The organism is Clostridium thailandense (assembly GCF_019207025.1).
GTDB classification, from domain to species: Bacteria; Bacillota; Clostridia; order Clostridiales; family Clostridiaceae; genus Clostridium_AM; species Clostridium_AM thailandense.
Map to the genome: position 1 here is coordinate 1 of NZ_JAEEGC010000009.1, position 9,354 is coordinate 9,354.

At 28.8% G+C, this 9,354-nt stretch carries 8 protein-coding genes; all 8 read right to left on the bottom strand.

Annotation, left to right across the window (positions count from 1 at the left end; translation table 11 throughout):
• Nucleotides 1–79: 79 nt before the first annotated feature.
• The 8 genes from serS to I6U48_RS02615 all read right to left on the bottom strand — a co-directional run bounded on the left by serS (nt 80) and on the right by I6U48_RS02615 (nt 9,259).
• A complete protein-coding gene (gene serS, locus I6U48_RS02580) occupies nt 80–1,360 on the bottom strand; it encodes a serine--tRNA ligase (RefSeq protein WP_218318841.1) in 1,281 nt (426 codons plus the stop codon).
• A 118-nt stretch (nt 1,361–1,478) separates the two neighbouring features.
• Nucleotides 1,479–1,841 (bottom strand): DUF1667 domain-containing protein, encoded by a 363-nt coding sequence (locus I6U48_RS02585; protein ID WP_218318842.1) that lies wholly within the window; start codon nt 1,839–1,841, stop codon nt 1,479–1,481.
• A gap of 20 nt (nt 1,842–1,861) precedes the next feature.
• The gene (locus I6U48_RS02590; RefSeq protein WP_218318843.1) at nt 1,862–3,253 is read right to left on the bottom strand and encodes an NAD(P)/FAD-dependent oxidoreductase; all 1,392 of its coding nucleotides are present in this window, start codon (nt 3,251–3,253) and stop codon (nt 1,862–1,864) included.
• A 33-nt stretch (nt 3,254–3,286) separates the two neighbouring features.
• Nucleotides 3,287–4,093, bottom strand: a complete 807-nt coding sequence (locus tag I6U48_RS02595) for a L,D-transpeptidase (protein ID WP_312890863.1) — start codon at nt 4,091–4,093, stop codon at nt 3,287–3,289.
• A 117-nt stretch (nt 4,094–4,210) separates the two neighbouring features.
• Entirely contained in the window at nt 4,211–6,925 is a 2,715-nt protein-coding gene (locus I6U48_RS02600; protein WP_218318845.1) for a UPF0182 family protein, read from the bottom strand.
• Between the two features lie 5 nt (nt 6,926–6,930).
• Entirely contained in the window at nt 6,931–8,094 is a 1,164-nt protein-coding gene (locus I6U48_RS02605; protein ID WP_218318846.1) for a DUF362 domain-containing protein, read from the bottom strand.
• Nucleotides 8,095–8,126: 32 nt separating this feature from the next.
• Nucleotides 8,127–8,642, bottom strand: a complete 516-nt coding sequence (locus tag I6U48_RS02610) for a transcription repressor NadR (protein ID WP_218318847.1) — start codon at nt 8,640–8,642, stop codon at nt 8,127–8,129.
• A 122-nt stretch (nt 8,643–8,764) separates the two neighbouring features.
• A complete protein-coding gene (locus I6U48_RS02615) occupies nt 8,765–9,259 on the bottom strand; it encodes an HDIG domain-containing metalloprotein (RefSeq protein ID WP_218318848.1) in 495 nt (164 codons plus the stop codon).
• Nucleotides 9,260–9,354: the final 95 nt, after the last annotated feature.

Below are 9,354 nucleotides of genomic sequence, written 5' to 3' on the forward strand. Positions count from 1 at the left end.
TCTTTCCTTGCCTGTTGACATGTATTATTATATCAGCCATATATATATATGTCAACATTTCTTCTTAAATTTTTTTCTATTATTTTATTACTTCTCTTCCTCCCATATATGACCTTAAAGCTTCCGGTATTACTATACTTCCATCCTGCCGCTGATAATTTTCAAGAATTGCGGATAAAGCTCTTCCAACAGCAACTCCTGATCCATTTAATGTATGAACATATTTAGGTTTATCTTTTTCAGTTTCTTTATACTTTATATTAGCACGTCTTGCTTGGAAATCCTCAAAATTACTACAACTTGATATTTCCACATACCTATTGTAACTTGGCATCCAAACTTCTATATCATATTTTAACGCTGCTGTAAAACCTAAATCTCCCTTACATATTCTAACTACTCTATAAGGGATTTTTAATCCTTGAAGCACCTCCTCAGCATCACGCGTTAATTTTTCAAGTTCTTCATAAGACTGGTCTTGTTTTGTAAACTTAACAAGTTCTACTTTATTAAATTGATGTTGTCTTATAAGTCCTCTCGTATCTTTTCCTGATGAACCTACTTCAGCTCTAAAGCACCCACTATATGCTACATGTTTTATTGGCAAGTCCTCTCCCCTTAAAATTTCGTCCCTATAAAAGTTAGTTACAGGTACTTCTGCCGTTGGTATTAAAAAGAAATCATTATTTGAAACTCTAAATGCATCTTCTTCAAACTTTGGAAGTTGCCCTGTTCCAACCATACTAGTTCTATTGACCATATATGGTGGTAGTAACTCCTCATATCCATGTTTTTCAGTATGAAAGTCTAAAAAATATGATATTAGTGATCTTTCTAATCTAGCTCCTAATCCTCTATAGAAAGTAAATCTTGAGCCAGCAACTTTCCCTGCTCTTTCAAATTCTAATATATTAAGGTCTGTTCCTAAATCCCAATGAGCCTTAGGTTTAAAGTTAAATTTTATAGGCTCTAACCATCTTCTAATTTCTATGTTATCTGCATCTGTTTCTCCATCTGGAACTTGAGCGTTTGGTATATTAGGTATTCTAAGCATTATGTATTTTATTTTATCATCTATCTCAGCTAAACTTACATCAAAACATCTTATTTTATCTGAAAGTCCCTTTATCTCTACTACAAGCTTATCTGTATTTTGCCCTACTTTTTTTAACTTTGATACCTCAATTGAATCTTCATTTTTCCTATTTTTTAAAATTTCTACCTCACCAAGAATTTTTCTTCTTTTTTCATCTAATGCTATAACGTCATCTATGACGGATATATCAAATTTTTCTCCTCTATTTCTTAAGGCAATTTTTATTTCTTCTTTATTGTTTCTAATTCTTTTTAAATCTAACATCAAATTCCCCCCTTATATTTTCATAAATAAAAAAGCCTATCGCCCTATATAAGGAACGAAAGACTCCAAGTCAACTTTAACTTTAAACTTATTTCCAATAGCATAAAGTAGATTCTTATTAAGTATCTTTATATATATTTTTAGTACATACTATATCTACACCAGTATTTAAAATGTTTTTACAAACAATATCTCCAATTTTTATTGGTGCCCCTACATAAAGCCTACTTAAAGCCTTTGAACATTCTATCCATAGACTTTTATCTATAGGTTTTGTGCTCTTTACAGGACAAATTACTAATTTTGATCCCTTTATTCTTACCAGCGTAGTTAATATATCTTTGTTACTACTAAGTTCCAAATTTGCATAATTTATTCCTTCACTACACAAATTTCCATAAACCTCTATTTCTTTATCATTCTTATCTATAGCTAATATGCAGTTCTCACCACACTTATTGCAAATTATTTCTTTAATCAACTTAGAATTCCCCCGATTAGTTACATTTCATTAAACTCTTTTATTCTACTTATAACTATTTTAGAATTTTTTGAGTCTTTAACTATATCAATAAACTTTTTATCCGTTTCTCTAGATAGAATAGACACAACTTTATTTAAACATTGAGCTCCTTTACAACTTCCAAATGCAGCTCCTGTTCTTCTCTTTATGCCCTCTAATGTACGTGCTCCTAATGGTCTTCTTATTGCATCAACTATTTCTCCTTCAGTAACCTTTTGGCATACACATATTATTTTACCATACTTTTTATCTTGTTTAATAATGTTTTTTCTTTCTTCATTTGATAAATCTCTAAATCTATAAACTTCTCTTCTTTTATCTACAAAATCTTTTTTTAATACACAATTCAAGTTATTTACTATAGTCTCACACACAATTTTTGCAATAGCTGGAGTGATTGTGACTTGGCTATAATGTTTGCCAACAACTTTAATATATCCCTTATCAATTAAGCTATCATCTATTATTAATTTATCATTATAAAATGGTAACTCATAGAACATGTTTATATACTCCTCATTTATATTTCCTAAAAATGAGGATATTTTTTTTAGACTGTCACTATAGCTAATATTTTTATTTGTTTTTAATGATATTATTGTACCACCTTGTACAGTTGGAAATACATAAATTTCATCATCTTCTTTACTTAGAGAAGTAATTATATTCTTAAAATCACCATTTAAATCTTTTTCTAATAAAAAATATTTTGAATAACTTCTATCTCTCTTCTCTTTATTTTCATTACCTATTCCATAGTACTTCCCTGGAGTGGTGTTTAAAACCATATTGCAAGTAAATTTGTTTTTATTTGTGACCACTCTAAATCCCTTAGATATTTTTTGTATATCTATTACTTCTTCTTCTAATTTAAATTTAACTCCATTATCAAATGCAATTTCTCCATAGGAAATTGCTAAATCATACGGACATATTATCCCCGTATTTTCTGAATAGATAGCCTTTATGACATTAGCGCTTAAATTTGGTTCTAACTCATAAACTTCTTCACTATTTAATATTCTTATATTCTTTATTCCTCTGTCTAGGGTTCTATTATACATATAATCTAGTTTTTCTTCTCCCTTTTTATCTTCTGCAATAATTAAAGAGCTTCGTTTTTTTAACGTTATATTAAACTTTGAAGCTATGTCCTTCATAAGTTCATTTCCCATCAATTGAAGTTTAGACATTAGTCTATCTTCACATTGAATTCCATCATAAACTACAGAAGAGTTTATAAATGCTACATCATCTGCTATATCATAGTCTTTTTCAATAAGTGCTATATTTAAACTATATTTTGAAAGCTCATAGGCAGCTGCACAACCTATAATACCTCCCCCTAATATTAATACATCATAGTCCATAAATTAACCTTCCTTTCAAATTTCTGCAGTAATCTAATAATGTATAGCTACTGTTGAACCTTCAGGAATATTTTTATATATCCACTCGGCATCTTGTATAGATATTCTTATACATCCATGTGATGCAGGAAAACCTATTTTTTTCTTTTCATCTTCTATTATATTACCTTTTTCATCGACTGGTATAGAATGTATTAAATAATTTGAAAAAAATTTAATATAGTATCTAGCACCTTCCTTATATTTATTACTATAAAAATATTCTCCCTTACACTGAATACTAAATATGCCTAGTGGAGTTTCAGTATCTTGATCTCCTATTAACCCAGTAGAACATGATATTTTTTTTATTTTCTTATCATTTTTTATTACATCGATACTCTGACTATTTAAACTTACGTCTAAAGTATACTGTGTTTTTTTATATATTGTACCCTTTAAGTTATCCTTGCTTTTTTTAATCCATCCTTTTTTTCCTTCTCTATTTTCCTCACAATATAAATATCCATTTTCTTCTTTATAAGCTACTACTACATCATCTTTAGTCAGTGAAAAGATCACTTTATCTTTGCCAGAGCAATCTTCATATACATTTATCTTGTTAGCATTTATATAGTAAGTCTTTTTAAAACAGGTATTTGATGAAAATACAGTTATGTCATCTTGTATATTTCTTTTATCCACTTTTTCTGAAGTATTATTTTTATCCGCCTTTTCGGTCTCATACATATTTGCTTTATTAACTGTCTGTTGTGTGTTTTCATCAAGTTGTACCATAAATGCTGGAGCAAATATAAAAATACAAGTAAGTATAAAGCTATAAATTATTGTCTTTCTCACACTTAATTCCTCCAATATAAGCCTATATCGGTATTATTGTCAATTAAGTGTACTTTAAACCTAATTTATTTATATTTTAAAAAAAGAAAAATGGGGCATGCCCCATTCTTCACTTACTTATTTATTAAGTTCATTAATTGTTTCTCCAAGTGATTTAATATATTCGCCATATTTAGACCAATCACCATTCTTTTGAGCGTCTAAAGCACTATCGTATAATTCTTTAGCCTTCTTTATTTTACTTAAACTCTGTATATCGTTAGAAGACTGTGTTGTTGTATTCCCAGTTCCTTTATTGCTATCCTGGTAATTAAATAGCTGTTGAAGAGCATTATCAATATTTTCTGCTAAAATGATTTTATTTCCATAAGAAACTATAACTCTCTTCATCTCCGGAATGCTATTTTTTCCGCTAGCTCTTAAATACATAGGCTCTATATATAGGAGTGAATTGTTTATAGGTACTATTATTGTATCACCAAACTGTACCTGCGATCCAGCCTTATCCCATAGTGATAACTCTTTTGATATGGATGTATCTTGGTGCAGCATTTGTTTGAATAAATATGGGCTATAAATAGTTTTCTGAGGAGGGAACTTATATATTATCATTTTTCCATAATTATCCTTATCCATTCTAGCTCCAAATAAAGCAACCATATTATCTTTATTTCTCATGTTAAAATATTGAAGAAGAATCATTTCTTCATTTTTTTCTCCTGGAAGCCTCATAACCACATATGGCGCTTCCATACTATCTTTCTCTCCGTCTACTTGTTTTTGATTTTTCGAAACCTCCCATAGGTCTTCCCCATTATAAAATATACCTGGATCCGTCATATGATATTTACCAAGTACATTACACTGAATATTAAATAAATCTTCAGGATATTTAAAATGCTGTTTTAAATCCTCTGATAACGTTGAGCTATCTTTAAATAACCCGGGAAATATTTTAGAGTAACTTATTGCAATAGGATCATTTTTATCAACCAAATAAAAATTTACACTTCCATCTGACGCATCTATTACAACTTTAACAGAGTTTCTTATATAGTTAACATTGTTATAAGGTTGAGAGAATGGATATCTATCTGAAGTAGTATATGCATCTAATATCCAATATAACTTTCCATTGCTTAAAACTATATAAGGATCTGAATCATAAGTTAAAAATGGTGCTATTTTTTTTGTCCTTTCCACTATACTTCTATTTATAAGTATCTTACTTTCACTTGATATATCTCTAGACATAAGAAAATTCAAATCTCTTTTATTTATTGAAAATAATATCTTATTTATAAAATTCATCTTTATTCCAGCAGAACCATTATATTTGTTTGTCTCATTTGAATCTCCACCTTTTGGATAATCAAATTCACTTAGCTTAGTATTAACTATAGCATACTCATCTGTCTTTTCTCCAAAATATATTCTAGGATTTTCAATCTTCATATCTGTTTTATTATCTGGTGGTATATCTTTTATTACAAAATTAGGTTGTCCTTCTGCTGTAACTGAGTTAACCTTATTCATAACGATTCCATATCCATGTGTATATACTAAATGTCTGTTTTGCCATGTACTAGGTGATATAGCATTGGTATTAACTTCTCTTGGAGCTATAAATACCTGACTAAACTTGCCATTTATATTATACCTATCTACATCTATGCCATTAAATTCATAATAATATCTAATAATTTCAACTTGATTATAAAACTCAAGTGCCTGTTTAAAAGAATTTATCCTTATGTTACTTATGGTGTCCTCATTATTTTTTATATCTTCAGCGGTTAATGTATCTTTTACTTCAAAAGGCTTTAAATCTACTTTATCTATATTAAAAGCCTTTCTTGTATAATCTATATTATACTTTATATAAGGCTGTTCTAATGTCTTTTCATTTGATTTAACGATAAAGTTTTGAATTCCACCTGCTACTATTTGTTCTGCAAAAACTAGTACTATTATAGTACCTATTGATATGATAATCGGCTTAGGTTTAGATTTAATTATGCTATAAAACATAATCGCAGATGCTATAAGAGACACTACAATAATAATTTTATAAAATAATAAACTTACATGAGCATCTGTATAACTAGCTCCAAAGGCTACCCCCCTTGAGCTGTATACTAGGCCTAAAGACTTTAATATGTATCCTATTGATACAAATATCATCAATAATGAAGATACAATAGCTAACTGTCTCCCTGCAAATTTTGTAATCCCACTATTTAAAACAGTTACCTTTGAGAAGCTTCTTTTTAGATTTCTTCCTGAATATATTCTATCCTTTGCAGTTAACACAAAATAAGTTACTATTGTAATTAATATTAAAAAAATTAGTAAAGACACAATAGCATTATACAATGATTGTATTAAAGGAAGTTTAAATATATAAAATGATATATCTAAATTAAATATAGGATCCCTAGAATTGAAACTAACTGAATTAGTAAATTGAAGTATTCTATACCAATAAGACATAGAAAAGGTATATGCTATAAAAAAAGAAATTATAAAATTAAATATAGTAAAAAGCTTTTTTTCAATTCTACTTCTATTACTGTTTACCTCAACTACTTTCTTATACTTAATGATATTTAATCGTAGCCCCTTATAATAAAGCCATATTCCAATAAAACTTATAATAAAAATAGGAATCATTAATTTGGCTACAGCCACCAACTTAGTAAAATAAACTGATATATATCCTACTTCTTTATACCATTCTAAATTTATTACTAGATCAACTATTCTATCTAAGAAGACCAAACATAAAATTGCAATTAGTACACTGGTACCTATAGCCATTCTTTTTTTCATTGTAATCACCTCTTATTCATTTTTAGTATTTTACCTAGCATAGAATATTGGGTTTCTATTGCTCCACATGGGCATAATTCTTGACAACAGAAGCATCTTATGCATTCTTTCATGTTCCATGTCGGTTGCATTTTTCCTTTGTTATTAATCATTTTTATAACCTTAGGCTTTTCTGGACAAACTTCCTGACACCTTTTACAACTTACACATTTTTCAGATATAAGTATTGGATCAGGAGCTATTAAATCTCTTAAAAAATTAGTTACTCCAGGACTTATAAAATAAAAGTTTCCTCCTGTTCTACAAAGTTCAAAGTCTTTTACTTTCATACTTTCAATACTTTCCCCTAATATTTGTATATCTTTTGGAAGAACTTTTCCCCATTTATAATCATTCGCTTCTTTTAAAGCCGGTATATCCAAAGGATTATCATAGCCAATAAGTCTAACTGCTGTAGAATCTACTGCTGTCAAACTTTTTCCCATAATTAAAGTATCCATCTTTTTAGGTTTTCCACTTCTAGGACCATTTCCCTCCATGGCTACAATTCCATCTAATATAGCAAAACTTGTTTTAACTAATGAATTAAGATCTAAAAGCATTTTACAAAAATTGTTTGCCTCCGGCATTCTAGTGTGCCAAGTTGCTTTAAGTGTACCCGGAATACATCCAAACTGATTCTTTATTGCTCCAGTAAAATAAGCCATAGCATGAGTTTTAAGCTTCGGTAATGTTATAAGAACATCTGCTTCATAAGGTGCCCTTGCCACTGTCCATGACTTACATAATATAGAATCCTCAAACTTCACATGTATAGAATCTTTAAAATCCTCAAACTTTACATTATATTTATTAGCTACATCCAAAAGGCCACATTTTTCAGCTGCTTTTTTAGAATCTCCAAACCCTGGTGAATCTCCAAAGGCTATATTATTTGAATAATCTTTTAAAACTCTAATTACAGCTTCAAAAACATTAAAATTTGTAACTACGGGAGATCCAGCTTCTTCTATTGACAACATATTAGGTTTTAGCAATACTTTACTATTATATGGTATTAGATCCTTTAAAAACTTATCTCCACCCAATAATTCAAAACCTTCTCTTAATTTTTTTTCTATAAGTTTAATATCGTATTCTTCACATCTTAATAGAGCAACTTTTTCCATAAGCATTCTCCATTTCTAGTTATTATAAATTTCTAATCAGATATTAAATAATCTTTACACTTCAATTCATTTATTATATTCTTTAATATATCTTCATTTTCTGCAGCAATTGTATGTAGGTGTACCCCTCCAGTTAAAATTAGAAGAGGTTCTGCCTTATATTCCTGAATCTTTTTCATAAAGTTTTCAATATCGTAAAGTGTTTTAACCATGATCATACCACTTATTTCTCCATACAATGGATGCTCAACTATAACATCTTCTACAATTCCACCAAACTTTACTATTATTTTAAGTTCTTCATCAATACCTGAAGTCCCATGAGAAACGGCGATAACCTTTTTTACCATTATCTTTTCTTCCTTAGGAATTAAATATCCTTCTGGAGTTGCTATTATTTTTTTACCTTCCGCTCTTAATATAGCAATGTCTTTTACTATTACTTGTCTTGTTACCCCTAATTCTTCTGCTAATATATGGCCCTTTTGTGGTTTTCCACTTTTCCTTAGTAGGTCTTCTATATATTTTCTTCTCTCCTTTGAATTCATCTTTACCTCCGGTAAAATATATACATAAATTATTTTTCTGAATATAATAGTAATTTATTTACATCTATATACTACCATTATATTCAATAAAATAAAATAGTATTTATTTATATGTACCGCTACTAATTTCTATCATCACACTCTCTTAATATTTCTAAGGCCCTATTTCCACTTATTTTAAAATTATGATGATTCTCAATTAAATATAATAGTTCCTTTTCATATCCGTACTTTTTCAGAATATCTGACCCTATTTTACCATGATTATAATAAACGTTCACTTTTTTTATTTGACTCAGCTTTCTTACACTTCCTTTAGTCATATTATCCGCCATAACTAATATTGATTTATCTATTAAGTTTAGCTTTTTAAAAGTTTTGCCTATATCATGTAATAAAGCTGCTTTTATTAAAAGTTTTGAATTTATATTTTCTTCTTCACATGTCTTTTTTACATCATATGCAACTTTGACAGAATGCTTTTGTTCAGATTTAGACAGCTCATAAAATAGCTTCAGTTCGTCAGTATTTAAATATTGATTTATAAATTTCTCATCCTCTACTTCCATTTTAGAGCTTATAGACCAATAAAATTGTTTTACTCTATAAAAATTCATTAGTATGATCCCCTCATTTTATAAATTATATATATTTTACATAAAAAAAATGTCTGTAACAATTGTTACAGACATTTTTATGGTGGAGATAAAGG